Source organism: Variovorax sp. GW823-FHT04B03 (assembly GCF_058796495.1).
Map to the genome: position 1 here is coordinate 948,094 of NZ_JBXAIT010000001.1, position 26,077 is coordinate 974,170.

Genomic DNA, 26,077 nt, shown 5'->3' on the forward strand with positions numbered 1-26,077 from the left:
TCGGAGTAATCAGGGCGCCAGTGCCGACAGCGGCTGGCCCGAGGTGTAGATGGCCGTGAGCTCTTCGGCGGTGAGCGCGCGGTTCCAGATCGCGAAGTCGTTGAAGTCCATCGCGCCGCGCGGCGAGGCCGACCAGCGCTGGTAGTACAGGCCGGTGGCGTCTTCGTTCAGGGCGATGCCCTTGCCCAGGCCGCCGAGCGCGGCGACCAGCGCATTCGAGAGCGCGACGCTGCCGGTCTGCGTGCCCTTCACGGGGTCGAACACATAGCCGCTCATGTTCTTGCCGGCCTTGTCGACGACCATCGCCACGTAGGCCCAGCGGCCCGCGCTCAGGAAGTGCTTGCCCTTGATCTCGCCGCGGCCGCTGCCGGTGCCGGTGTTGAAGCGCAGTTCGCAGTTGCTGAACAGGCCGAGCGCCAGGCCGGCGTTGTCGCCGGTGTCGTAGTTCTTGTTGGCGATGACCGACGCGCCGTTGCTCACGCCCTGGCTGCAGGTGGCGTCGGTGCGCAGCCAGAAGCCGAAGGTGAAGGCGGCCACGGCGGGTGCCGTGGTCACGTCGCGCGTCTGCAGCAGCTTGTAGCCGGCCATGCCGCTCGCGTTCTTGATGCGGCTGTCCACGCGCAACGCCTGCACGCGGTAGGGTGGAAGGAAGTTGTCGTCGGCCACGAGCGAGCCGCCATCGGCATCCGCGGCCATGGGCGCGAGCGTCGCGGTGGCGTTGAGGTCCAGCGCGGGCAGTGCGTCGAGCGGGAACAGGTTGACCAGGCCCACCTTCACGTAGGCGATCTGCGCGGAGACCGAGACGCTGGCGCCACCGGCGGCGACCGTGTACTGGAACGCGTAGAGGCCGTCGGCCGCGGCCTTGACCGGGTCGGTGTAGCGTGTGGCACCGGCCGGCAGCGTGGCGATGGGCTTGCCGTCGCGCAGCACCTGCACCGGGCCGCCGAGGTCGCCCGCGAGCGTCCACGAGAGTTCGATGCTGCTGCGGTCGGCGCTGGTGCGGGCCGCGAGCTGCTGCACGGCGGTGGTGGCCTGCAGGGCCTGGCCGTTGAGGTTGTAGGCCGCGGTCGCGGGCAGTGCGCCGAGGTGCCGCAGCACCGTGGGCGCGATGTCGGTCGCGGCGGCCGACTGGCGCAGCGCGGTGTCGTCGGCCGGCGAGGCGGCGCCGACGGCGGGCAGCGCGGGCAGGGTCTTGTTGCTGGCGATGAAGACGGTCTTGTTGTCGACGTCCTTCAGGCTGGTGACGCCGCCGAAGGCATCGAGGCCATGGCCGGTCGTGAGGATCACGAGCCAGTCTTCCTTCGCGTCGTTGGCCGTGCGTTGCGCGATGCGCGCGAGCAGCTGGCCGACGGCCGTTGCGGTGTCGGAGACGGCGCGTTGGTAGCTGTCGCTGCGCAGGCCGTTGACGGCCGCGGCGGCGGGCGCGCTGTACTGCGCCACGAGCAGGTCGTAGCCAGCGCCGATCAGGCGCGTGGTGTTGGCGGTCACGCAGGCGTCGGCGCCGGCGCAGTCGACGGCGGTGTCGAGCGTGCCGGTTTCTGCGAGCAGCAGGTTCGGATAGAGCGTGTTGGCGGTGACCGATGCGGTGAGGTAGCCCGCGTCCTTCTTCTGCTTCGCGAAGGCGAAGACCGAGGGCGCGAGCTTGGCGTCGATGCGTTGGTCCGCGGTGTCGGCGCGCACCGCGTGGCGCGGCACCCAGGTGCCGGTCAGCAGCGTGGCCCAGCCGGGGCCGTCGGTGGCGGGCTGCTCGCTGAGCGCGCCGTCGGTGCCGCCGGTCCATGCGGGAGCGAGCTGCAGCGATTGCAGCGCGGCCGGCACCTTCTTCTGTGCGATGGCGTCGCGCAAGACGGCATGGGTGAGGCCGTCGATCTCGACGATCAGCGCCTTCGGTCCGCTCTTGCCTTCGTTGGGCGTGCTGCTCGGGGGCGGCGTCGGGGTGCCGCTGATGGGGGGAAAGGCAACGCCACCGCCGCCTCCACCGCCGCAGGCCGCGAGCGCGGCGGAAATCGCAAGGGGCAACAGCCAGCGCGTGAGAGGCGCGGCGTGCGTAGAAGGAGTCGGACGCATCGGAAAAGCCGTTCGGTTCTTGTTGTCTGTCGAGGGAGGTGAAAGGCCGGCGCGAAAAAAAAGTGCCACGAAGGCACTGCGCACCGGACAGGCGACAAGACTAGGGAGAACCCGTTACTCGGCAGTGAACGAGCGATGACAGTGGGACGAAACGCGTGTGACAACGCGCTGGTCTGCGGCTTCGTGGAGACCGCGAAAGAGGGGCTGTGGCGCGTGCACAGGACACCGGGTACTCCCCTCCGCGAATGTCCTCCGGCCTGCGGCCTCCCCCTTAATTTCGCTGCGGGGAGTACCCAGTGCCCTGCGCACAAGAGGCGCGGCTGTGGTGTTGGCCGATCAACGACCGCACTGCCCATCGATCACGTCGATGGGGTGCCTTGCGCAGCGAAATCAAGGAGGAGGCCGAAGGCCGGGGGACATTCGCGGAGCAAGGTGCCCCGTCGGCGGGATCGCGCCCTGAACGGCGTCAGGGCTCGTTGCTGATGCCGCTCGATACATGCCCCGCAGGCACATGCCGCGAGGCCGCGTCGACGTGGCCGGTCTGGTCGTCGAAGAAGAAGTCGGGCTCGAACTCGCGCAGGAACTCGCCCTTGGGCAGGCCGCCGAGGAACATCGCTTCGTCGACGCGGATGTTCCACTTCATGAGCGTGCGGATCGCGCGCTCGTGCGCCGGTGCGCTGCGCGCCGTGACCAGCGCGGTGCGGATGCGCATCTGCGCATTGCCCGCCATCTGCAGGCGGTGCAAGGCCATCAGCAGCGGCTTGAACGGGCCTTCGGGCAGGGGCAGGTCGGCCTTGCTGAGTTCGTGCGCCTGGAAGGCGTCGAGGCCCTCGGCCTGGAACACGCGCTCGGCCTCGTCGCTGAACAGCACGGCATCACCGTCGAAGGCGATGCGCACTTCGTTCGGCCACGCATCGCTGGCCTTCACCGATTCGACCAGCACGCGCGCGGCGGGGAAGCCTGCGGCGAGTGCCTCGCGCACGTCTTGCGCGTTGACCGACAGGAACAGGTGCGCGCGCAGCGGGCGCAGGTAGCCGAAAGGCGGGCGGCCCTGCGTGAACACGCCGCGCTGCAGCTTGATGTCGGCCGCTGCGCTCGACTTGAAGATGCGCATCCCCGACACCGGGTCGTTGCGCGAAAGAATGACCACCTCGACGCGCTGCACGCCGTCTTCGTTGAAGCGCAGCAGCTTGCGGATCAGCGACGACGCGATGCCGGGGGCGGCCGGCTCATCGATGCGGTCGAGCTGCAGCTTCATGTAGCCCTCGTTGTCGCCGGCCTCGAAGATCTTGTTTTCTTCTTCGAGGTTGAACAGGGCGCGCGAGGAGATCGCGACCACGAGTTTGTCTTCGAGCGTTACGGGCATGTGAGGGGCTCCCCGTCCGTCGTCACTTGACGAACTGGTTCAGCTGAATGATGGGCAGCATCACGGCCAGCACGATGAGCATCACCACGCCGCCCATGGCGACGATGAGCAGCGGCTCCAGGATGGTGGCCAGATGCATGGCGCGGCGCTGCACTTCGGCGCCGAGTTGGTTGGCGGCGCGTTGCAGCATCACGGGCAGCGTGCCGGTCTGTTCGCCCAGGCGCGCGAACATCGACACCAGCCCCGGAAAGCGTTTCTTCTGCGCCAGCGCGGAGGCCAGCGGCGCGCCTTCGCGCACCAGCACCAGCGCGTCGAGCGCGTCGGCGCGCATGGCGCGGTTGCCCAGCGTTTCGGAGGCGGCCTGCAGCGCGCGCAGGATCGGCACGCCGGCCGTGGCCAGCATGGCGAGCGTGCTGGCGAAGCGCGCCGCGTTGTAGCCGCGCGCGAGCTTGCCGACCAGCGGCAGCTTGAGCCAGGCGGCGTCGAACTTGAGGCGGAAGGCCTCCTGCGCCAGCGCGATGCGCGCACCGATGGCCGCGATCACCACGGCGCCCAGCATCCACCAGCCGTAGTTGCGCACGGCGGCGCTCAGCGACAGCATCACGGTCGTGAGGAAGGGCAGCGAGCGCTTGGTGCCCGCGAACACCTGCGCCACCTGCGGCACCACGTAGCTCACGAGGAAGATCACGATCACGATCGCCACCAGCGTGACGATGGCCGGATACAGCGCCGCGCCGATCAGCTTTTGCTGCAGCACCTGGCGCTCCTCGAGGTCGTCGGCGAGGCGTTCGAGCACGAGCCCGAGGTTGCCGCTTTGCTCGCCGGCGCCGATCACGGCGGTGTAGATGGGCGAGAACTCGCGCGGGTGCGCCGACAGCGCACGCGCGAAGGGCGAGCCCGCGTTGACCTCGGCGCGCAGCGAGGCGACGAGGTTGCGCTGCGGTTCCGATTCGGCTTCGTCGGTGAGGGCCGTGAGCGCGCGTTCCAGCGGCAGGCCGGCCGAGATGAGGCCGGCGAGCTGGCGCGTCCACACGGCGAGGTTCGTCGAGTTGAAGACGCGCTTGCCGCCGCCGAGCCAGCGCGTGAGCGTGCTGCCGGCGCTGCCGCCACCGCCGGCCGCATCGCCGCCGCCGACCGGCTTGACCGACAGCGGGATGAGCGCCTGTGCCCGCAGCAGGCCGCGTGCGGCGCGCGCGGTGTCGGCCTCGAGCACGCCTTCGCGCGACTGGCCGCTGGCATCGATGGCTTCGAAGGAATAGGCGGGCATCGCGGGTCGCTACTCGCGGGTGACGCGCAAGAGTTCGGCGCGCGAGGTGATGCCGGCCTGCACCAGCCGTTCGCCATCTTCGCGCATGGAGCGCAGGCCGCCGCGCGCGCCGGCTTCGAACAGCGCGCTCTCGGCGGCCTTGCCGTGGATGAGTGCCTGCACCTCGTCGTCGGCCACGAGCAGCTCGAAGATGCCGGTGCGGCCCTGGTAGCCGGTCTGGCCGCAGGCCTCGCAGCCCGCGCCGCCGCAGGCCGTGCAGACCTTGCGCACGAGGCGCTGGGCCAGCACGCCGAGCAGCGACGAGCTCAAGAGGAAGGGCTCCACGCCCATGTCGGTCAGGCGCGTGACGGCGCTCACCGAGTCGTTGGTGTGCAGCGTGGCCAGCACGAGGTGGCCGGTGAGCGAGGCCTGGATGGCGATCTGCGCGGTTTCGAAGTCGCGGATTTCGCCGATCATGATCACGTCGGGGTCCTGCCGCAGGATGGCGCGCAGGGCCTTGGCGAAGGTGAGTTCGATCTTCGCGTTGATCTGTGTCTGGCCCACGCCCGGCAGCTCGTACTCGATGGGGTCTTCGACCGTCATGATGTTGCTGCGGCTCGCATCGAGCCGGGCCAGCGCGGCATACAGCGTGGTGGTCTTGCCCGAGCCGGTGGGGCCGGTCACGAGGATGATGCCGTGCGGCTGCGCAATGAGCTTTTCGAAGCGCGCCAGCGAGTCGCCCTGCATGCCGACCGATTCGAGCGTGAGCTTCGATTCGCTCTTGTCCAGGAGGCGCAGCACGGCGCGTTCGCCATGCGCGCTGGGCAGCGTCGACACCCGCACGTCGACCGCGCGTGTGCCGATGCGCAGGCTGATGCGCCCGTCCTGCGGCAGCCGCTTCTCGGAGATGTCGAGGTCGGCCATGATCTTCAGGCGCGAGATGAGCGCGGCGTGCAGTGCGCGGTTGGGCTGCACCACTTCGCGCAGCGTGCCGTCGATGCGAAAGCGCACCGACGACGTGCGCTCGTAGGGCTCGATGTGGATGTCGCTGGCGCCGTCGCGCGCGGCCTGCGTGAGCAGCGCGTTGAGCATGCGGATGATGGGCGCGTCGCCGGCGCTGGCCAGCAGGTCTTCGACCGCGGGCAGCTCCTGCATCATGCGCGAGAGGTCGGCGTCGTTCTGCACTTCGCTGACCACCGCGGCGGCGCTCGATTCGCCCTGCGCGTAGGCGGCGCTGATGCGCTGCGCGAGCGGGCCGTCGTCGAGCACCTCGAAGGCCTGCACGCCGTACTTGCGGGTCACTTCACCGACCGCGCTGCGTGCCGGATGGGAAGACATCCACAGCGTGTGGCGGCCGTCGTCCGTGGCTTCGAGCAGCAGTTGCTGGCTGCGTGCGAACGCGTAGGGCAGGGGATAGCGCATGGGTGGCTGGCGTGTGCGAAACGGGGCTCAGGGCAGCTCGCGCGAGCTGGTCGGGTCGGCGGTGGGCGGCAGCGCGCCGCGCAGCGGGCTGGGCGCGAGCCGGCGGTTGTCGGTGGCGGGGCGCGGCGGCGGGATGAGCTGCGTGCCTTCCATGCGGGTCTCGCTGCTCTTCTTGCCGCTGTCGTTGCTGTTCAGGCGGTTGATGCGCACCAGCGGTGCCTCGGGCAGCACGGGCGCCGAGTCGACACCGCGCAGCATGATGTTGTCGGTGTTGGGCTGCGTGCGCTGCTGCATGCCGCGGATCTCGTCGTAGCGGTCGTAGGCGAAGGCCTCAGTGGAGGCGCCGTCGCGCATCACGGCGGGGCGCAGGAACATCATGAGGTTGCTCTTGTCGCGCGTGCGCACCTCGTTCTTGAACAGGTTGCCGAGCACGGGGATGTCGCCGGCCACGGGCACCTTCTCGACGGTGTTGCCGTAGTTGTCCGACAGCAGGCCGCCGAGCATCACGAGGCCGCCGTCTTCCACCAGCACGCTGGACTCGATGGAGCGCTTGTTGGTGGTCGGGCCGTTGGGGTCCTTGGCCGTGTTCTGGTCGACCGTGGAGGTCTCCTGGAAGATGGTCATCTTCACGGTGCCGTTCTCGTTGATGGTCGGGCGCACGCGCAGCGTGAGGCCCACGTCCTTGCGCTCCACCGTGGTGAACGGGTTGATGCCGACCGAGCCCGAGGTGCTGGCGTACTGGCCGGTCACGAAGGGCACGTTCTGGCCGATGACGATCTTGGCTTCTTCGTTGTCCAGTGTCAGCAGGTTGGGCGTGGACAGCACGTTGGCGTCGCCGTCGCTGTTGAAGAAGTTGGCGATGGCACCCAGGATGTACTGGCCGCCGATCTTGCCGGCGATGCCCAGGTTCAGGCCGGTGGAGGGCCGCACGTTGGCGACGTCGCGCGTGGCCAGGGCCTGCGTCAGCGCCAGGATGTTGGCGCTGGCCAGGCTGGAGTTGGTGCCGATGACGGCGTTGTTGCCCAGCGCGCTTTGCCACTGCACGCCGAAGTTGGCGGCCTTCTTGGCGCTGACCTCGACGATGAGCGCCTCGATCATCACCTGCGCGCGGCGGCCGTCGAGCTTGTCGATCACGGCGCGCATCTGGCGGTACTGCGGCTCGGGCGCGGTGATGATCAGCGAGTTGGTGCTCGGGTCGGCCTGGATCTGGCCGCCAGTGGACGGCTGGTTGGCGTTGTTCAGCGGCGCGTTGGCCGCGGCCGAACCGCCGCCCTGGGCGTTGTTGCCGCCGAAGCTGGCCTGCGTCATCGGCATGCTGGCCGGCGGCACCGACGAGCCAGCGCTGCCCGCGGCGCCGGGCGCGCCCGGCACCTGCGACTGCTGCTGGCTGGCGGCCATGGCGGCGCGCAGCGTGGCGGCCAGGCGCACCGCATCAGCGTTCTTCAGGTAGACCACGTAGATGTTGCCGGCCGCGCCGTTGCTGCTTTCGGCCGGCGCACGGTCGAGCTTCTCGACCAGCGTGCGCACCAGCTGCGCGCGCGCGGGGTTGGCGGCGCGAAGAATCAGCGAGTTGCTGCGCGGGTCGGCCATCAGCGTGGTGCGGAACGAGGCGTCGGCCCCGCCCGGTGCGGCCGCGCCCGGCGCCCCCGCTCCACCGCCTTCGACCAGCCGCGTGACCAGCGGCACCATGTCGGTGGCCACCGAATGCTTGAGCTGGATGACTTCGATGTCGGACGCGTTGGGCACGTCGAGCGACGCGATGATGCGCGCCAGCCGGCGCATGTTGTCGGCGTAGTCGGTGATCACGAGCGAGTTGTTGCCCGGGTTCACGTTGATGGTGTTGTTCGGCGGGATCAGCGGGCGCAGCACCGGCAGCAGGCTGTTGGCCGACTCGTAGTTCAGGCGAAAGATCTGCGTGACGATCTGGTTGCCCGCGGCCGCGCTGGCGCCGCCGATGGAGGTGTTGACGGTGCTGGTCTGCAGCTTGGCGTCGGCCTCGGGAACCACCTTGTACAGGCCGTCGGCTTCCACCACCGCGAAGCCCTGCAGGCGCAGTGCGGCGGCGAACTGGTTGAAGGCGGCGGCCGGCGCCAGCGGGCGGTCGGTGACCAGGTTCATGGTGCCCTTGACGCGCGGATCGACCACCACGTCGCGCCCCGTGACCACGGCCATGGTGCGGGCCACGGCCTCGATGTCGGCGGCGGCAAAGTTCAGCGTGATCGGTTCGCCGCGCCGCGGGGCGTCGCCGGTCTGCGCGTAGGCGGGCGGCAGCACCGGCACGAACGACGCCGCGATCAGCAGGCGTACCGCGAGCGCGACGAGGCCGGGGCGGGCGCCGGACGAGGACAGAGGCTTCTTCATGGTCGGATCAACCCAGGGTGATGATCGAGCGCGCACCGTCGCGCCGCCCGATGATGTTCAACAAATTGGAAAGTGCGTCTTCGCGGCCCGGTGCCGCGCTGGCTTCGCCGTTGAAGCGCAACGCGGTGCCGCTCCAGTCGCCGCTGCCGTTCAGTTCGAGGCTGCCTTCGCGCGTGCTCAACAGCAGCGTGGGGCGCGTGCCGCCCTCGAGCGACAGGCGGTAGCTGCCCATCGGCCGCAAGGTCGACAGGGCGGATGACACATCGGTGGCGTCGAGCGTGGCCTGGCCCTCGATGCGCAATGCGGGGCCGTCCCACTGCATGGCGAAAGCGCGGGTGTTGAGGTCCAGCGCGCCTTCGAGCTTGAGCGTGTTCCAGGGCGCGCCCAGGCCGGTGAGCAGCGTGGCGGGCCAGCGCGAGCGGGCGTCCTGCCAGGCGAGCTGCAGGCCGTTGGCGCGCGGGCTGGCCTGCAGGCCGAGCGGTTGCGCCGCGCAGCAGGAGAGGTCGAGGCGTGCCGAGAGACCGCGCCAGTTCGGCCACATGCGCCAATTCAAGAGGCCCGGCAACGAGACGGCCTGCGTGCCGCCCGCGCCGCTGGCGAACACGACAGCGGCGGTGCCGTTCCAGACCGTGCCGCGCGGGTTGACCAGCAGCAGGCGGCCTTGCGTCCAGCCCGACAGCGCCGAGGCGAGCCAGCGTGCCGGTGCGAACAGCACGACCGCGACCAGCAGGCCGGTGGCGGCGCCGAGCACGGCCCAGCGCCAGCTGCCGCGGCGCGGCTGGAGGTCGGGGACCGGGGGGCGTCTCGCCATGCCGTGCGGTGCGTGGGGCTGCTTCAGCGCGGGGCGGGCAGCGCCATCACGAGCGTGCCGTCCCAGCGGGGTTGCGGAGGTTGGTCGGGCGTGGCGGGCGCAGGCTTGGCGCCCGGCGGCGGCGATGCGACGGGCGCGCGCGTCAGGTGCACTTCACGCGGCACGGCGTGGGCGTTGCCGCGCGCCTGTGCGAGCCATTGCGCCAGGTTCTGGGCGGGCGCGCCGCGCAGCGTGACGGTAGCGGCGCCGTCGCCACCGGCCGTCATGAGCTGGGCGTTCGTGACGCCCAGGCCGTCGCGCACCGAGCTTTCGAGCGCGCGCAGGGCGTCGTCGCGCGCCAGGCGCGGTTGCGACTGCAGCGCCTTCGCGCGGTTCTGCAAGGTGGCCATCTGCTGGAGCTGGGCGTCGAGCCGTGCGTGTTCGGCCGGTGCCGCGGCCAGCGTGCGCAGCGCGGGGGCGAGCGCGATCCACCAGAGCAAGGCCAGTGCCACCAGCGCGACGGCGCCGATGACGAGGCGGCGCTCGCGCATCCCGAGGACGGCCCAGCGGGCCTGGAGTTGTTCGCTGAAGTTCATCGGTTGGCCTCGGCCTGCACCAGCAGCAGATCGCCTTCGGTGCGCACCTGGTAGCCGCGCGGCGACAGCGCGGCGGTGATCTGCGTGACCTCCTGCGGCTGCAGCCCGAGGCCGCGCAGGCGCAGCTGGCCGGCGCTGAAGTCGATGGCGCTCGGGGAGCGCCCGGGCGGCAGGGCGGTGGCGATGGCGCCGACCATGGGTTCGAAATCGCTCGGCGCCACGTCGCCCACGGCCTGTTGCAGCGCGGCCACTTCGCGGCCCATCTGCAGCGGTGCGTCGACCACGATCTTCACTGAGGGAAAGGTCTGCGTCAGGATGGCGCGCGTGGCCTGGCGCTTGGACTCGAGCGCGTTGCGCTCTTTCCAGGCCCAGGCGTTCAGGCCGATGAGCTGGGTCAGCAGCAGCACCACGACGCCCCAGCGCGCGGCGCGCCATTCGGGCGCGAAGCGCAGCGTTTGAAGCACCGAGGCGAACTTCTTGCCGGCGCGCGCGCGGCCCGTCACGGCGAGGTCGAACTGCGCGAGCTCCCAGGGCGTGCGCGTGGCGTGCAGCCAGCGCTGCGGCGCCTGCACGATCGGCACGCGGCGCTGCAGCAGGTGCTCGGCGGCTTCGGCGACGGCGGGTTCGGTGGTGATGACGGCGGTGTCCAGCGGCAGGCCGTTCGACAGGGCCAGGCCCGCGCCGGCCAGCGGCAGCGAGACCACGCCGTCGCCGTCGCAGACCGTGAGCTGCGGCGCCTCGGGCTCGCCCGTGACCTGCAGCAGCGGTGGCGCGTCGGCCGGCTGCGGCGTGAATTCGGGAACGATGCGCACGACGCGCCGGCCGGCGGCTTCAAGCCCCTGCACGACGCTGCGCAGCCAGATGCGGTTGCAGGCCGCGACCCACACCGGCTCGCCGGCCTTGGCGTCGGGCGCGAGCGCGAAGTGCAGGGCTTCCGGGTCGTCGAGCAGATGCTCTTCGAGCAGGCCGTCGAGCACGGCGCGCAGCTTCGAGGTGCTGCCCATGCTGCCTTTGGGCAGCGTGACGCGGTGCCACGACAGCGCCGCGGACGGGATGCCGAGCGTGACCTCGGGGCCCGACGGCAACAGCGTCAGCAGCGCGCGGCCCTGGTCGCGCAGGGCGATGCCGTCCTCACCGGCCTGGGCCCAGTCGTACTCGCCCGCGGCATCGGCCGGAGGGAGGGGGGCAAGGAGCAGCAGCGGGGTCATGTCGGGGGGTGTCGGAAAAGCCGGTGATTGTAGGAGGGTGGCTTACAAGTTGTTGCTATTGTTTGAATAGCATATCTTGCAGAGACTACGTGCGTTTGACGGTGTTTTGATCAGAGAAAAGGAAAGCGGCGTCAGGGTTTTGCCGGGGGCATGGTGGCGCCCGCGCCACGGGTGCGCCAGACGGTGGTCACGGCCAGGCCCTTGCGAAAGAGCAGCGAGTGCTCTTCCACCCAGGTGCGGTCCAGCCGTAGCCGGCCGTACACCTCGAAATACTGGGTGCCCACGCCGTGCTGGGCCGCGTTGAAGCGCGAGCCGCCGCTGGGCAGGCCGGCGTTGGCTTCCTCGATGTTCTTGAAGAAGGAGCGGGTGCGCCGCTCCACCAGCTGGCGCGCGCTTGCGATGCCCAGCGATTCGACGCTCGCGCTGATGGCTTCGGCGCTGGCCGTGTTGAGGTTGAGCGTGGTGCGCTCCGGCAGGATCGTCACGTAGGGCTCGAGCGCGGCGGCGGTGGCGGGCGAGAGGCCGAGCCACACCAGTTGCGCGACCTCCTGCGGCATCAGCGGGGCGGCGCCGGTGTCGGCGCTGGCATCGCCACCGCCGCTGCTGCCGCCACCGCCGCTACCGCCTGAGGCGGCGTCGGTGCTGCCGGTGTGCAGCGCGCTCGCGAGCCGCGCGGTCATCTGGGTCAGCTCGCCGGCCGGCAGGCCGAGCAGGTTGAAGAGGCGCGTGAAGGTGGCAACGCTGGCCGGCACCGGCTTGCCGGCGTCCACCAGCGACAGCACGTTCAGCTTGGACTGCGCGTCGACGATGCGGCCCGACAGGAACGCGTCGGGCAGGCCTTCGAGGTTGTCGCTCGCCACGTTCTTCTCGGCCGACAGGAAGCTGGTGAGGCGAGCCTCTTCGAGCGGCACGGCCCACGGCTCGCCGAGGTGGTCGGGGCCGCCGGCGCGGCCGTCTTCGCCGAGGATCAGGCGCGACCAGTCGAGCGCGCCGATCAGCACCCAGGCCGCCTGCACGCGCGCGCGCTCGGCGCCTTCGACCTCGGCCGAGCGCCATTGCTGCCAGAGCGCGGCGGCGGAAAAGGTGGCGACCAGCATCACGGTCAGCATGGCGGCGAGCAGCGCGGCGCCGCGCTGGCGGCGCGTGCTGGCCACGCGATGGCGTTGCGGCGAGGTCATGAGCGCGGCCCCCCGAGCGTCGGGCGCACCCAGTCGCGCGTGAGCGTGCCCGAGAGCCCGTCGCCGGGCGGCAGGGTCAGCACCAGCCGCACGCCGTCGGGCATGGCGATGAGCGCGCCGGCCGGGTTGGACGGGTTCGCCGCCGCCACGGGCAGCGGCTCCGCCGGCACCCAAGCGTTGTTGCGGAAGTACGCGAGCTGCCAGCTGTTGACCGGCATCAGCGCCACATCGGTGGCGCCGCCGGTGGGGGCGGCGCCGTCCTGTGCCCAGGCGGCCGCGAGGTTCCAGGCCTGCACCCATTCGCCGCGCGTGGCGAAAGGCGCCGACTGCCAGCGCCGCCAGCGCGTGCCGTCCGCGCCGGGGCGCAGCGTCCAGGCGACGACCTGCACGGTCGGCGTGCTGGTGTCGCTGCCGCGGCGCGTCATGCGCAGCACGCGGCCGTCCCAGTCGATCGGGCGGGTTTGCGCGAGCAGGGTGATGGCGTCGAGGTCGGCGCTCCACTGCGCGAGCGTGGCCTGCAGCGTGAGCACCGCGTCGGCGCGCTGCTGGTTCTGCGTGGTGGCGCGCGACATGCTGTCCAGGCCGCGCCAGCTCACGAGGGCGAGCAGCGCCATCACGGCGATGGCGACCAGCAGCTCGATCAGCGTGAAGCCGCGCGCGCGCGAAGGCTTCGTCATCAGACGCGCCCCACCACGGTCGACACGCGCAGCAGCGGTGCGCTGCCCTCGTCGCGCACCTGCACGTCGACGCGCCGGAAATTCGGGTTGAGCGTGGGCACCGTCGTGGTCGTCACCAGGAAGGTGAGGCCGGCCTGCAGGCAGATGGAGCCCGAGTCGCCGACGGCCGGCATCTGCCGCGACAGGCGCGCCTTGGCGAGTTCGTTTTCCGCGCACAGGCCGGCCAGCACGAGGTCGGACTGGCGCTGCGCATTGCGCGTGAGCGACATCGTGGCCTGCGAGCCGGCCGCCAGCGCGAGCGCGACGATGCCCAGCGCGATCAGCACCTCGACCAGCGTGAAGCCGTGGCTGGAGCCGGCGCGCCGCAGCCGTTGCGTCATGGCACGGCGAACACGGTGAAGGGCCGCAGCCCGTCGGTGGCGACGCGCAGCACGCGCGCGGGTGGGCCGTCGCTGTGCAACATGACCTGCTGCGCCGGAATGATGGGGTCGGGCCCGAGCTGCAGCGCCGCCACCGGGGTGTCGCCGCCCAGCATGGGCTGGGCCGTGATGCCTGCGTGGGTCCAGCCGGTGGGCAGCGCGTCGGCGGGCAAGCCGTCGAAGACGAAGCCGCCGCCTTCGACAAGGCGCCAGCGCACCATGACGCCGCTGGCGCGCGACTGGGCGCGGGCCGATTCGAGCAGGGCGGCGAGGCGGTCGGCCTCGCGGTCGAGCGCGGCGGCGTTGGTGTCGCGCATCGCGAAGCTCACGCTGGCGGTCGCGATGGCGATGATCGCGATCACCACGATCAGCTCCAGCAGCGTGAAGCCGCGCGCTGCGCGAGGCGGTGGCAGCACCACGCGGCCGGGGGCGATGCGCTTACTGCCAGCTGCCGATGTCGGCATTCTTGCCCTCGCCGCCGCTCTGTCCGTCGGCGCCGAAGGAGAGCACGTCGATTTCGCCCTTGATGCCGGGGTTCATGTACTGGTACGGATGGCCCCAGGGGTCGTTGGGCAGCTTCTCGACGTAGGGCTTCCAGTTGGGCGCGGCCGGGCCCGCGGTGGGGCGGGTCAGCAGCGACTGCAGGCCCTGCTCGGCGGTCGGGTAGCGCTGGTTGTCGAGGCGGTAGAGCTTGAGCGCCTGCATCAGGTTGTTGATGTCGGTGCGGGCGGCGGTGACGCGGGCGTCGTCGGCGCGCTCGATCACGTTCGGCACGATCAGCGCAGCGAGCACGCCGATGATGACAAGCACCACCATGAGTTCGATCAGCGTGAAGCCGCGTTGTGCGGTGCGGGAGACGGAACGAAGGAGTTTGTTCATAGCTTGCGGGGACATGAGGCGGTAAGCGCGCTGCATGATAATCCGCGGCCATGACAAGTCCTTACTCCGCAGCCCGCTGGCATGCCCCACTTGCAACGACGGGGCTTTGGGCGTTGGCCGCGGGCGCCGCGGTGTTCTGGGCGCTGCGGCTGGCCTCGCCGGCCGACGCCGTGGCCGCTGCGGCCACGATGCCGCGCGCACCGGTCGCGGCCGATGCCGAGGCGGTGGCCCGGTTGCTGGGCGTGGTCACGGTGACCTCGAACGCCCCCGTGGCGCCGGAGGCCGCGAGCCGCTTCGCGCTGTCGGGCGTGGTGGCCGATCCGTCGAACCAGGGCGCGGCGCTGATCTCGATCGACGGCAAGCCGCCGCGGCCGTTCCGCGTCGGCTCGAAGGTCGGTGAGAGCTATGTGCTGCAGTCGGTGGGCGTGCGCGCGGCGACGCTCGGTGCCCAGCGCGACGGGCCCGCGGCGTTCACGCTGCAGCTGCCGGTGCGTGCGCCGCTGAGCATGGGGCTTCCGACGCCGCCTGCCGGTCTGTCGTCGGTGCAGTCAGCTGCGCCAGCCGGGCCGTTGCCGGCCACGATGCCGACGATGGTGATGCCGCCGCCGCAGCAGCAGCAACTTCCCGCCACGGCGGGCGCCGCGATGGAGCCACCGCCGCAGGCGCAGACCCCCGCGCAGTAAGCGCGGCGGTCTTTTTCTTTCTCTTCTCTTCTTTTCTTCAGGCCTGGAGGAACAGGCGGTAGGCCGGGTTGGCCGTTTCCTCGACGCAGGGATAGCCCAGCGTTTCGAGGAAGCTGTCGAAGGCCGCCGACTCTTCGGCCGGCACCTGCAGGCCCACGAGGATGCGCCCGTAGTCGGCGCCCTGGTTGCGGTAGTGGAACAGGCTGATGTTCCAGTTCGGCCGCATCAGGCTCAGGAACTTGAGCAGCGCACCCGGACGTTCGGGGAACACGAAGCGCAGCAGGCGCTCGTCGTGCGCCAGCCCCGTGCGGCCGCCCACCAAGTGGCGCAGATGCTCCTTGGCGAGTTCGTCGTGCGTGAGGTCGAGTGCGTCGAAGCCGTGTTCGATGAAGACCTTCGCGATGGTGGCTGACTCGCCGCGTGCCGAGGTCGTGAGGCCGACGAACACGTGGGCCTTGGCGGCATCGCTGATGCGGTAGTTGAACTCGGTCACGTTGCGTGGCGCACCGCCCGCGGGCAGCTCGCTGATGAGTTCGCAAAAGCGACGGAAGCTGCCGCGCTCTTCGGGGATGGTCACGGCGAACAGCGCCTCGCGCTCCTCGCCGACCTCGGCCCGCTCGGCCACGAAGCGCAGCCGGTCGAAGTTCATGTTGGCGCCGCACAGGATCGCTGCGTAGGTCTCGCCTTGGCGGCCATGCTCGGCGGCGTACTGCTTGATGGCGGCCACGGCCAGCGCGCCGGCCGGCTCGACGATGCTGCGCGTGTCGACGAACACGTCCTTGATGGCGGCGCACACCGCATCGGTGTCGACCGAGATGTAGCCGTCGACCAGGTTCTGCGCGATGCGGAAGGTTTCTTCGCCAACCAGCTTGACGGCCGTGCCGTCGGAGAACAAGCCGACGTCGGGCAGGTTCACGCGCTGGTGCGCGGCGACCGATTGCATCATCGCGTCGGAGTCGTTCATCTGGACGCCGATCACCTTGATCTCGGGCCGTACGGCCTTGATGTAGTTGGCCACGCCGGAGATGAGACCACCGCCGCCGATCGCCACGAACACCGCGTCGAGCGGGCCCTGGTGCTGGCGCAGGATTTCCATCGCGATGGTGCCCTGGCCCGCGATGACGTCGGGATCGTCGAAGGGGTGGACGAAGGTCAGGTTCTGCTGCGTCTGCAATTCGAGCGCATGCAGGTAGGCGTCGGAATAGCTGTCGCCATGCAGAACGATCTCGCCGCCGAAACCACGCACTGCATCGATCTTCAATTGCGGTGTGGTGACGGGCATCACGATCACTGCGCGCGTGCCGAGCTTACGCGCGCCGAGCGCAACGCCTTGCGCGTGATTGCCGGCCGATGCGCAAATCACCCCGCTCGCCAATTGCGCTTTGCTCAGGTGCGCCATCTTGTTATAGGCGCCACGCAGTTTGAAACTGAATACGGGTTGCTGGTCCTCGCGCTTGAGCAACACGGTATTGCCGAGCCGCTCGCTGAGCGCGCGCGCCTTCTCCAGAGCGGACTCGACGGCCACGTCGTAGACCCGCGCATTGAGGATTTTTCTGAGATAGTCGGCGGGCGTTAACGCCGCAGTAACGGGTGCATTGCGCAAGATCTTTTCCAGGGAGTTTTCATTTGCTAACCATCAATCATAAGAGGCATCGGTATTGCATGCGGGGAATGGCATGGACACAAATGTCATAAACCTATTCCGCAAGGCTCCTGCTGCAAATGATTCCGGTTTTTTTGCGCGCACCTATCCCGCGATTCATACGCCCGCTAATTCACTAACAGTTGGGCAGAATTTGTTATCAGTTTCTGTCAGTGACCTTTCGAAGGGACTGATGCAGGCCGAGGCCGCGCGCGTGCAACGCGGCGAAATCGGACGGCCCACATGGCAGGTCATGGGCAACAGATTGCGTGCGCACATCGTTCCGTTGCTGGGCGATGTGCCGGTGGCCGTGTTCGCGACTGCGGATGTTCAGCGGCTGATCGATCACCTCGGCGAACAAGGCTTCACCAGCACGACGATCGCGCAATACCTCGTGTTGCTCCGCAAGGTGGTCATGCATGGCGTGCACGTCGGTGCATTGCGCGAGGCCCCCGTGTTCCCGAAGGTCAAGGTGCGCAGCCAGCCGCGCGGCAGCTTCAGCGTGGCGGAGTACCGTGCGCTGATCGCGGCGGCGCGCAGCTTGCGCGGCCATTCGCACCCGGTGCTGGATCGCTTGACGGCCGGCGAGCGTTTCTGGATCGCTCGCGAATTGCTCGTCATGCCCGACGAGCTGCCGTGGCTGATCCGCTGGATGGTCAACACCTTCGTGCGCCCCAGCGACATCAAGCTCATGAAGCACAAGCACATCGAGGTGGTGCGAGGCAAGCATGTCTACCTGCGGATGAACCTGCCGGAGACCAAGCGGCACAGCCAGCCCATCGTGAGCCTGCGACCTGCCGTTCGTGTCTATGAATGCCTGGTCGCGTACCGCGAGACCCATGGTTTCGGCGGGGCGGAAGACTACATCTTCATGCCGCACCTGAAGAACCGCGAGCACGCGCTGGCGGTTCTCAATTTCTTCTTTCACTGGGTGCTCGAAAAGACCGATCTCGAGAAAGGACCGCTGGGTCAGTCGAGGACGCTGTATTGCTTGCGCCATACGGCCATCACGTTGCGGCTCTTGTATGGACAGGGGATCGACATGCTGACGCTGGCGCGCAATGCGCGAACGAGTGTCAACATGGTCGAGCGTTTCTACGCATCGGTGCTGAGCGGAGAAATGAATGTGGGGCTGCTGCAGAGCAGGCGTGGCCGGATGAATTGAGGAAGGACAAAAAGCCGCCCGGCTTGAACCGGGCGGCTTGAGCGTTTGCAGATTCAAACTGGCGTGGGCCAGCATGTGAATCGACAGCGAACGATCAGAAGGCGTGACGGATGCCGAAGTCGTAGCCCGTCGAGGTCTTCGGCGTGAAGCCGTTCCCGGTGCCTTGGAAGCTCGGGCCGCCGACGGTCAGCGATGCGCCGTTCTTGTTGCTCACGCGAGCAACGGTGGCGTACAGGGCCGTGCGCTTCGACAGGTTGTGCACGTAGCCGATCGCCAGCTTGTTGGCCTTCTTGTCGGCGGGCAGCACTTCCCACGGGTTGTGGGCAACCAGGTTTTCGTCGTACTTGACGCTCGAGTACGAAGCGCGGATCAGGCCAGCACCGACCGGCACGGTCACGCCCAGCAGGTAGCCGGTCAGGTCGATGTCCGGACGGCCGCCGAGGTACGGTTCGACTTCGTAGTCGATCTTGTTCTTGGCGCGCGACAGTTCACCGAACAGCTTCACGGGGCCGAAGTCGTACGAAGCGCCCAGGTTCAGCGTGTTGACCTTGGTGGTCGTGCCGACGTAGAACTGGTCACCCACGGTGCTGCTGCCATAGGCCAGCGCAACGTCCAGCGGGCCGTTGGCGTAGCCGAAGCGACCGCCGACATAGCGACCGGTGCGCGATGCGTTTTCCGTGAGGGGCGTTGCGGTGCCGGGGCTGTACTTTGTCTTCTCGTGGAAGCCGTACATCACCTGGCCGTAGAAACCACCCAGGTTCGGCGGCAGGAAGTAGCCGATGCTGTTGCCGGCGCGAACGTAGTTGCTGCCACCAGCATCGGGGAGTTGCGGAACGTTTTTGAGGGCATCGGGGAGCTTCTTGCCGTCGGCATAGCCGGTGAAGCCGCCGAATGCGCCATTGGCTGTGTTGACCAGGTTGGAGCCGACGCCATTGGTGCCGAACGGGTCGAACACGGTGTCGTTCCAGAACGTCGGGGTGTAGTCGCGGCCGAGGCGGACTTCACCGAACCCGCCCGACAGGCTCACGGTCGAACGGCGCGTGAATGTCGAGACGCCCGTCTGGCCATCGTCGTTGCTGATCGGGGCTTCGAGCCAGAAGCTGGCGGCCAGGCCACCACCGAGGTCTTCCGTGCCACGGAAGCCCAGGCGGCTGGAGTTGTAGCCCGAGTGGGCCAGTTCACGGCGGCTCGCCTTGATGCTGCCGCGGTTCAGGTAGAACGGGTTGTAGATGGGGAAGCCGAGCTTGTCGTACGTGACGCCGTTGCCCAGGTCACGCGAGGTGGACGAGTAGCCGCTGATCGACGCGTCGACCACACCAAACAGCGTGACGGACGACTGAGCCGAGGCAACACCGGCAACAGCCAGGGCAGCCAGAGCAGCTGCCCTTTCGCAGTGGACGGCTAGAGTGGCGCGGCCATCGGGGCGCACAAAGAAAAAAGCCCCGAGTCTTGCGACTCGGGGCTAAATCCACCAATTGGAAGGGTGGAGGAGACAACTGGGTGCGCACCATGAAGTGCGCAGCAATGAAATAGAGTATACCCACCCTTTGTTGCGATGCAACAAGCAGGCGATGCTTTTCCCACACACAAGTTGATGTTTGGTGCGCATTTTTCCGCACGAATTCATCCCAATTGGAGCTGAACACCATGGAATGCACAGTAAGTTGGACCGGTGACGCAGGCACTCGATCGGCCATGGGCTTCGTGGCCGAGACCGGCAGCGGCCATGTCCTGATGATGGATGGCGCCCCGGACGCGGCCAAGCCCGAGAACGGCGGCCAGAACCTGGCCGCGCGGCCGATGGAAACCGTGCTCGCGGGCACGGGCGGTTGCACCGCCTACGACGTGGTGCTCATATTGAAGAGGGGGCGCCATCGCGTCGAGCGCTGCAGCGTCAAGCTGACCAGCGAGCGCGCCGAGAAGGATCCCAAGGTCTTCACGAAGATCCACATGCACTTCACCGTGGCGGGCAAGGGCATTCCGGCCGCCGCCGTGGAGCGGGCGATCGCCCTCAGCCACGAAACCTATTGCTCCGCCAGCATCATGTTGGCGAAGACGGCGGAAATCACGACCAGCTTCGATCTGATCGAGACCTGAAAACCCCGTTGGATGGCGACCGAAGGCCCTAGATTCGGTGGGCGACGGTCGTCATGACCCGCGATGCCAGGCGCATCAGGGCCTTGGCCGGGGCCGGCAGTTCCGCTGCGCCCGCGTCGACGGCCTGCGTGGCATGGCGGGCTTCGTCAACCTTCATCTGCTCGACCACGGCGCGGGACGCGTGATCGGTCGGCGGCAGCCGGTCCAGGTGGCTTTCAAGGTGCGCTTCCACCTGCCGTTCGGTTTCGGCAACAAAGCCGAGGCTCAGGGGATCGCCCAGGCGTCCGGCAATCAGGCCAAGACCGAAGGCGCCTGCATACCAGAGTGGATTCAGGAGGGACGGGCGGGCGCCCAGGTCGTCCAACCGCTGCCGGGTCCAGGCCAGGTGATCGGTTTCTTCATGCGCGGCTTCCAGGAAGTGCGCGCGCAACGCCGGGTCCCGCGCCACGGCGGCCTGGGCGGTGTACAGCGCCTGGGCACAGACTTCGCCGACATGGTTCACGCGCATCAGCGCACCGGCCTCGCGGCGCTCCGATTCGCTCAATTCACCTTGCGGCTGGATCGCGGGCGGAAGCGCCCGGGTGGCGTGAGATCGGGCAAAAAGCGTGCGCAAAGCCGCATCGGCGGCTGTGAGGGCGGGGTCGAGCAGGGCGGTCATGGGTCTATTTGAACGCACCTGTCCGGCGATGCAAGGACAGCACATTTCGTTTCATATCGTGGCAAAACCACCCGTCTAAGTCCTTTGTTGCACGACTGCAACGAAACACGCGGGGCTTCCAAGATTTAGGGCGATTTGTTTTGCCCTGCCGCAGCGGCTCTGGTGCAATAGCATCAACTTCCCAAAAGGAGGTTGGCCCGGGGTCCGGTGGGAGCACAAAAGTGCCAGTCACGGTGAGCCCTTCGCACCGGAGCCCTATGTTTAACCTTGGAGAAACTTGCAATGAAAAAATCTCTAGTTGCTCTGGCTGCCCTGGCTGTTGCCGGTGTTGCCTCGGCTCAGTCGTCCGTCACGCTGTTTGGTGTGGTCGACGCGTCGATCAGCGGCTACTCGTCCACCTCGCGTGACCTGAACGGTGCCACCTTCCTGAACCCGTTCTACCTGAACAAGGGCAGCGTCAAGGCAAGCCGTCGCGAACTGGCTAACTCGGGCTACAACTCCAGCCGTCTGGGCTTCCGTGGTACGGAAGACCTCGGTGGTGGCCTGGCCGCCAGCTTCTGGCTCGAAGCTCCGATCAGCAACGACAACGGCCAAGAAGGCATCGCCACGTTCGCACGTCGTTCGACCGTGAGCCTGTCGGGCGGTTTCGGTGAAATCCGTCTGGGCCGTGACTACACCCCGACGTTCTGGAACGACACCGTGTTCGATCCGTTCGGCACCAACGGCGTTGGCACCAACCTGATCTCGACGGCCAATGGCTCGTTCGGCGCATTCGGTACCCCCGCTGCTTCGACCGCTCCGTTCACCAACGTTGGCTCCAGCAACTACGTCCGCGCCAGCAACACCATCGGCTACTTCCTGCCGCCGAACCTGGGTGGTTTCTACGGTCAAGTGCAGTACGGCTTCGCTGAGAAGACCAAGTACAGCCCTGGCCTGGCAACGCCTGATGTGGCTAACAGCCAGCGTCAAGGTCGTTACGTCGGCGGTCGCTTCGGCTACGCCAACGGCCCCCTGGACGTTGCTCTGGCTTACGGCAGCAGCACCGTGGGTGACCAGTTCTACGTCGGCACGACCACCAAGGTCAACACGCTGAACCTGGGCGCTTCGTACGACTTCGGTCCCGTGAAGCTGTTCGGTGAACTGTCGCGCGCCAAGAACAAGGTTGACTACGAAGTCACCCCGTTCGCCGGCGGCCGTCCTGACATCGACCTGACCGGTTACCTGCTCGGCGTGACCGTGCCGGTCGGTGCTGGCCTGATCCGCGCTTCGTACTCGAGCGTCAAGTACGACTACAACCAGCCCGCAGTGCTGTTCCAGCCCGCAGTTGCTGACCCGAAGGCCAACAAGCTGGCTATCGGCTACGTGCACAACCTGTCGAAGCGCACGGCTCTGTACGCTACCGTTGCTCGCGTGAGCAACAAGAACGGTGCAGCTCTGACCGTCGGCGGCCCGGCTTTCGTGACCACGGGTGGCTTCACCCCGAAGACCTCGACCGGCTACGACTTCGGTATCCGTCACGCTTTCTAATTTGATGCTGGCGCAAGCCAGCTTCGAATCGAAAGACTGAAAGCCACCCGGCGCAAGCCGGGTGGCTTTTTCTTTTGGCGCGCGCCTGTTCTCACCCGTAAAAATTGCGCCTCCACCCCCGGGGAACCCCCGTGCGGGCACGCTGCTTGCACTGCTAGCATGCCGCGATCACTCTTGTTGCTGAATGACTGCCTTTGTACTGCGCCGCCTGATCCAGGCCGTGATCGTGATGATCGCGGTTGCGTTCATTGCCTTCCTCCTCTTTCAATATGTCGGCGACCCGGTCGTGTTCCTGCTGGGGCAGGATGCCAAGCCCGACCAGATCCGTGAAATGCGCGCCGCATTGGGGCTCGACCGACCCTTCTTCGTGCAGTTCTGGCACTTCCTCGTCAACGCCGCGCAAGGCGAATTCGGACTGAGCCTGCGCCAGGGCGCCAAGGTGTCGCGCCTGATCGGCGAGCGCTTCCCGGCCACGCTCGAACTCGCGCTCGTGGCCGCGGCCCTGGCCCTGTTCGTCGGCATTCCGATGGGCGTCTACACCGCCCTGCGCCGCGGCACCTTCATGAGCCAGGTGTTCATGACCGTCTCGCTGCTCGGCGTGTCGCTGCCCACCTTCCTGATCGGCATCCTGCTGATCCTCGTCTTCGCCGTGACGCTGGGCTGGTTCCCGAGCTTCGGGCGCGGCGACACGGTGCAGTTCGGCTGGTGGACCAGCGGCCTGTTCAAGGCCGACGGCTGGCACCACATCATCCTGCCGGCGGTGACGCTGGCGATCTTCCAGCTCACGCTGATCATGCGACTGGTGCGCGCCGAGATGCTCGAGGTGCTGCGCACCGACTACATCAAGTTCGCGCGCGCACGGGGCCTGTCGAACCGCGCGATCCACTTCGGCCACGCACTCAAGAACACGCTGGTGCCGGTCATGACCATCACCGGCCTGCAGCTCGGCGGCCTGATCGCCTTTGCCATCATCACGGAGTCGGTGTTCCAGTGGCCCGGCATGGGGCTGCTCTTCATCCAGGCCGTGACCTTCGCGGACATCCCCGTGATGGCCGCCTATCTGTGCCTGATCGCACTGATCTTCGTGGTGATCAACCTCGTGGTCGACCTGTTGTACTTCGTGGTCGATCCCCGGCTGCGCGTGGGCAAGGCGGGAGGCCACTGAGGTGAGTGTCGCAACAGCTGCCGCAACGCCGCGCCTGCAGGCCTCCGGCCGGGCCTTCGCGCACATCGCCAGCTTCTACCCCGAGATCACGGCCTTTCGCCGCGATCTGCATGCCCACCCCGAGCTCGGCTTCGAAGAGGTCTACACGGCGGGCCGCGTGCGCGAGGCGCTGCGTGCCTGCGGTGTGGACGAGATCCACGAGGGCATCGGCAAGACCGGTGTCGTCGGCGTCATCCGCGGCAAGTCGACGGCCAGCGGCCGCATGATCGGCCTGCGCGCCGACATGGACGCGCTGCCCATGCGCGAGGACAACGACTTCGGCTGGCGCTCTGCCAACGACGGCCTGATGCACGGCTGCGGCCACGACGGCCACACCGCCATGCTGGTCGGCGCCGCGCGCTACCTGGCCGAGACGCGCGACTTCGACGGCACCGCCGTGCTGATCTTCCAGCCCGGCGAAGAAGGCTTGGCCGGTGCGCGCGTGATGATTGAAGACGGCCTGTTCGACCGCTTCCCGGTGAACGCTGTCTATGCGATGCACAACTGGCCCGCGATGCCGGCCGGCACCGTCGGCATCAACCGCGGCGCCATGATGGCCGCGGCCGATCGCGTGACGATCGAGATCAAGGGCAAGGGCGGCCACGGCGCGCATGCCTACCAGACCATCGATCCCGTCGTGGTGGCCGCGCACATCATCACCGCCGCGCAGACCATCGTGTCGCGCAGCGTGCGCCCCATCGACGCGGCCGTCGTCAGCATCTGCGCCGTGCAGGCCGGCGACCTCGGCGCCATGAGCGTGATCCCGGGCGAGGCCACGCTGGTCGGCACCGTGCGCACCTTCAGTGCGCGCGTGCAGGCGCAGGTCGAGCAGCGACTGAGCGAGCTGTGCACGGCCATTGCCACCGGTTTTGGCGCGACCGCGACGATCAAGTACGAACGCATCTACCCGGCCACGATCAACACCGCGCCCGAAGCGATGTTCGCGGCCGACGTGGCGCAGGCGCTGGTCGGCGCGAAGAACGTCGATCGCAACCTGGAGCCCAGCATGGGTGCCGAAGATTTTTCCTTCATGCTGCAGAAGAAGGCCGGTGCCTATCTGCGCATCGGCCAGGACGCCCGCAGCGGCGCCTTCCTGCACAACAGCCGCTACGACTTCAATGACGAGATCCTGCCGTTGGGCGCCGCACTGCATGCGGGCCTGATCGAGCAGGGCATGCCGCTGGCTGCTACCCGCAGCCTGCAGCCAGGGAAAGCCGCCGCCACCGCGGCGCCGTGATGTGTTCGATTTCAACCCGAGGAGTGTTCCCATGAGTTTCAAGAAGCAAGCGGCTGCGGTCGCTGTCCTGTGCGCCCTGGGCGCCGTCAGCATGGTCGCCAGCGCGCAGACCATCCGCATCGCGAACCAGGGCGACGCCCTGTCGCTCGACCCGCACTCGCTCAACGAGTCGCTGCAACTGAGCGTCACCGCCAACGTCTATGAAACTCTCGTGGGCCGCAACAAGGACCTGAGCCTGGCACCGCTGCTGGCCACGAGCTGGAAGCAGACCTCGCCGAACGTATGGCGCTTCGAACTGCGCAAGGGCGTGGTGTTCCACGACGGCACGCCGTTCAGCGCCGACGACGTGGTGTTCAGCTTCGCGCGTGCGCAGGGCGACGGCTCCGACATGAAGGCCACGCTCAGCGAGATCAAGGCCGTGCGCAAGGTCGGCGACCTCGCCGTCGAAATCGAAACCAACGGCCCCTTCCCGATCCTGCCCGACGTGATCTCGCTCACCATGATCATGAGCAAGAAGTGGTGCGAGGAAAACCAGGCCACCAAGCCCGTCGACCGCCGCAAGGGCATCGAGAACACCGCTTCGTTCAAGGCCAACGGCACCGGCCCGTTCCGCGTGCGCGAACGCCAGCCCAACGTGCGCACCGTGTTCACGCGCAACGGCACCTACTGGGGCAAGATCGACGGCAACGCGCAGGAGATCGTGTTCACGCCCATCGCCAACCCCGCGACCCGCGTGGCCGCGCTGGTCTCCGGCGAAGTCGATGTGATGGAGCCCGTGCCCGTGCAGGACATCGCGCGCATCAATGCCGCACCCAACGCCCGCGTCATCACCGGCCCCGAGATGCGCACCATCTTCCTGGGCATGGACCAGAAGCGTGACGAGCTGCAGTACTCGAACGTGAAGGGCAAGAACCCGTTCAAGGACAAGCGCGTGCGCCAGGCCTTCTACCAGGCCATCGACATCGCCGGCATCCAGCGCACCGTGATGCGCGGCGCCTCCAAGCCCACTGCGCTGCTCGTCGGCCCGGGCATCAATGGCTGGACCGCCGACCAGGACAAGCGCTTGCCCTTCGATGTCGATGCCGCCAAGAAGCTGCTGACCGAAGCCGGCTACCCCAACGGCTTCGAAGTCTCGATGAACTGCCCGAACGACCGCTACGTCAACGACGGCCAGATCTGCCAGAGCGTGGCCGCCAACCTGGCCAAGATCGGCGTCAAGATCAACCTCGTGGCCGAGACCAAGGGCACCTACTTCCCGAAGATCCTGCGCCGCGACACCAGCTTCTACATGCTGGGCTGGACCCCGACCACCTACGACTCGCACAACGCGCTGAGCTCGCTCACCTCGTGTCCCGACGACAAGGGCACGGGCCAGTTCAACCTGGGCGCCTATTGCAATCCGAAGCTGGATGAGCTGACCAAGAAGATCCAGTCCGAGTCGGACAAGGCCAAGCGCAACGAGATGATCAAGGAAGCCTTCAAGGTCCACACCGACGACATCGGCCACCTGCCGCTGCATCAGCAGTCGCTGGCCTGGGGCGTGAGCAAGAAGGTCGAGCTGGTGCAACTGGCCGACAACTTCATGTACTTCAAGTGGATGAGCATCAAGTAAGTCGACCGTGGGCCGCTGCCTGAGCGGCCCGACCATGGGCCCG

At 68.0% G+C, this 26,077-nt stretch carries 23 protein-coding genes; 7 read left to right on the forward strand and 16 right to left on the reverse strand.

Translation table 11 applies throughout. From position 1 onward, the window contains the following. Positions 1-9 precede the first annotated feature (9 nt). The 13 genes from AC1RAD_RS04250 to gspG all read right to left on the reverse strand — a co-directional run bounded on the left by AC1RAD_RS04250 (position 10) and on the right by gspG (position 14,209). Complete coding sequence (locus AC1RAD_RS04250; RefSeq protein ID WP_492734031.1) at positions 10-2,067, reverse strand: LamG-like jellyroll fold domain-containing protein; 2,058 nt, start codon at positions 2,065-2,067, stop codon at positions 10-12. A 466-nt stretch (positions 2,068-2,533) separates the two neighbouring features. Further along, positions 2,534-3,433, reverse strand: coding sequence for a 5'-nucleotidase (locus AC1RAD_RS04255; RefSeq protein WP_070060017.1), 900 nt, complete (start codon positions 3,431-3,433; stop codon positions 2,534-2,536). A 22-nt stretch (positions 3,434-3,455) separates the two neighbouring features. Further along, positions 3,456-4,700: a type II secretion system inner membrane protein GspF gene (gspF, locus tag AC1RAD_RS04260; protein WP_159278472.1), complete on the reverse strand. Its 1,245-nt coding sequence runs from the start codon at positions 4,698-4,700 to the stop codon at positions 3,456-3,458. A 9-nt stretch (positions 4,701-4,709) separates the two neighbouring features. Next, positions 4,710-6,101: a GspE/PulE family protein gene (locus AC1RAD_RS04265; RefSeq protein ID WP_062472610.1), complete on the reverse strand. Its 1,392-nt coding sequence runs from the start codon at positions 6,099-6,101 to the stop codon at positions 4,710-4,712. A gap of 27 nt (positions 6,102-6,128) precedes the next feature. Continuing rightward, positions 6,129-8,462, reverse strand: coding sequence for a type II secretion system secretin GspD (gspD, locus tag AC1RAD_RS04270; RefSeq protein WP_492734032.1), 2,334 nt, complete (start codon positions 8,460-8,462; stop codon positions 6,129-6,131). 7 nt (positions 8,463-8,469) lie between these two features. Continuing rightward, complete coding sequence (gspN, locus tag AC1RAD_RS04275; RefSeq protein ID WP_070060014.1) at positions 8,470-9,273, reverse strand: type II secretion system protein N; 804 nt, start codon at positions 9,271-9,273, stop codon at positions 8,470-8,472. 23 nt (positions 9,274-9,296) lie between these two features. Further along, on the reverse strand, positions 9,297-9,848 hold the full coding sequence (locus tag AC1RAD_RS04280; RefSeq protein WP_492734033.1) for a type II secretion system protein M: 552 nt from the start codon (positions 9,846-9,848) through the stop codon (positions 9,297-9,299). Continuing rightward, the gene (gspL, locus tag AC1RAD_RS04285) at positions 9,845-11,056 is read right to left on the reverse strand and encodes a type II secretion system protein GspL (protein WP_095743709.1); all 1,212 of its coding nucleotides are present in this window, start codon (positions 11,054-11,056) and stop codon (positions 9,845-9,847) included. Before gspL ends, AC1RAD_RS04280 begins: the two co-directional genes overlap by 4 nt. Before the next feature lie 131 nt (positions 11,057-11,187). Further along, a complete protein-coding gene (gene gspK, locus AC1RAD_RS04290) occupies positions 11,188-12,234 on the reverse strand; it encodes a type II secretion system minor pseudopilin GspK (RefSeq protein WP_492734034.1) in 1,047 nt (348 codons plus the stop codon). After that, positions 12,231-12,911 (reverse strand): PulJ/GspJ family protein, encoded by a 681-nt coding sequence (locus AC1RAD_RS04295; protein ID WP_159273966.1) that lies wholly within the window; start codon positions 12,909-12,911, stop codon positions 12,231-12,233. Before AC1RAD_RS04295 ends, gspK begins: the two co-directional genes overlap by 4 nt. Further along, positions 12,911-13,291 carry a type II secretion system minor pseudopilin GspI gene (gene gspI, locus AC1RAD_RS04300; RefSeq protein WP_070060011.1) on the reverse strand — a complete coding sequence of 127 codons (381 nt, stop codon included), beginning with the start codon at positions 13,289-13,291 and terminating at the stop codon, positions 12,911-12,913. The genes AC1RAD_RS04295 and gspI overlap by 1 nt, the downstream gene beginning before the upstream one ends. Then, positions 13,288-13,794, reverse strand: a complete 507-nt coding sequence (locus tag AC1RAD_RS04305) for a prepilin-type N-terminal cleavage/methylation domain-containing protein (protein WP_070060010.1) — start codon at positions 13,792-13,794, stop codon at positions 13,288-13,290. The genes gspI and AC1RAD_RS04305 overlap by 4 nt, the downstream gene beginning before the upstream one ends. After that, a complete protein-coding gene (gene gspG, locus AC1RAD_RS04310) occupies positions 13,769-14,209 on the reverse strand; it encodes a type II secretion system major pseudopilin GspG (protein WP_056573020.1) in 441 nt (146 codons plus the stop codon). The genes AC1RAD_RS04305 and gspG overlap by 26 nt, the downstream gene beginning before the upstream one ends. 50 nt (positions 14,210-14,259) lie before the next feature. Here gspG and AC1RAD_RS04315 point away from each other — a divergent pair, with 50 nt between their 5' ends. Further along, on the forward strand, positions 14,260-14,892 hold the full coding sequence (locus AC1RAD_RS04315; RefSeq protein ID WP_369644670.1) for a type II secretion system protein N: 633 nt from the start codon (positions 14,260-14,262) through the stop codon (positions 14,890-14,892). Between the two features lie 37 nt (positions 14,893-14,929). On the opposite strand, the gene ilvA is transcribed toward AC1RAD_RS04315, so the two are convergent. After that, entirely contained in the window at positions 14,930-16,495 is a 1,566-nt protein-coding gene (gene ilvA / locus AC1RAD_RS04320; protein WP_492734035.1) for a threonine ammonia-lyase, biosynthetic, read from the reverse strand. A 73-nt stretch (positions 16,496-16,568) separates the two neighbouring features. Here ilvA and AC1RAD_RS04325 point away from each other — a divergent pair, with 73 nt between their 5' ends. Beyond that, positions 16,569-17,699 (forward strand): site-specific integrase, encoded by a 1,131-nt coding sequence (locus AC1RAD_RS04325; RefSeq protein WP_492734036.1) that lies wholly within the window; start codon positions 16,569-16,571, stop codon positions 17,697-17,699. A 94-nt stretch (positions 17,700-17,793) separates the two neighbouring features. On the opposite strand, the gene AC1RAD_RS04330 is transcribed toward AC1RAD_RS04325, so the two are convergent. Beyond that, positions 17,794-19,074 carry a porin gene (locus AC1RAD_RS04330; protein ID WP_492734549.1) on the reverse strand — a complete coding sequence of 427 codons (1,281 nt, stop codon included), beginning with the start codon at positions 19,072-19,074 and terminating at the stop codon, positions 17,794-17,796. Between the two features lie 272 nt (positions 19,075-19,346). Here AC1RAD_RS04330 and AC1RAD_RS04335 point away from each other — a divergent pair, with 272 nt between their 5' ends. Next, the gene (locus AC1RAD_RS04335; protein ID WP_012746235.1) at positions 19,347-19,796 is read left to right on the forward strand and encodes an OsmC family protein; all 450 of its coding nucleotides are present in this window, start codon (positions 19,347-19,349) and stop codon (positions 19,794-19,796) included. A gap of 28 nt (positions 19,797-19,824) precedes the next feature. On the opposite strand, the gene coq7 is transcribed toward AC1RAD_RS04335, so the two are convergent. Further along, positions 19,825-20,454, reverse strand: a complete 630-nt coding sequence (gene coq7, locus AC1RAD_RS04340) for a 2-polyprenyl-3-methyl-6-methoxy-1,4-benzoquinone monooxygenase (protein WP_139700940.1) — start codon at positions 20,452-20,454, stop codon at positions 19,825-19,827. A gap of 282 nt (positions 20,455-20,736) precedes the next feature. Between coq7 and AC1RAD_RS04345 the strand changes: the two genes are divergently transcribed. The 4 genes from AC1RAD_RS04345 to AC1RAD_RS04360 all read left to right on the forward strand — a co-directional run bounded on the left by AC1RAD_RS04345 (position 20,737) and on the right by AC1RAD_RS04360 (position 26,034). Beyond that, positions 20,737-21,981, forward strand: coding sequence for a porin (locus AC1RAD_RS04345; protein ID WP_159278462.1), 1,245 nt, complete (start codon positions 20,737-20,739; stop codon positions 21,979-21,981). Positions 21,982-22,165: 184 nt separating this feature from the next. Further along, positions 22,166-23,146, forward strand: coding sequence for an ABC transporter permease (locus tag AC1RAD_RS04350; protein WP_056573001.1), 981 nt, complete (start codon positions 22,166-22,168; stop codon positions 23,144-23,146). A gap of 1 nt (position 23,147) precedes the next feature. Then, positions 23,148-24,422, forward strand: coding sequence for a M20 aminoacylase family protein (locus AC1RAD_RS04355; RefSeq protein WP_070060001.1), 1,275 nt, complete (start codon positions 23,148-23,150; stop codon positions 24,420-24,422). A gap of 31 nt (positions 24,423-24,453) precedes the next feature. After that, entirely contained in the window at positions 24,454-26,034 is a 1,581-nt protein-coding gene (locus AC1RAD_RS04360; RefSeq protein WP_070060000.1) for an ABC transporter substrate-binding protein, read from the forward strand. The last annotated feature ends 43 nt before the right edge of the window (positions 26,035-26,077 follow it).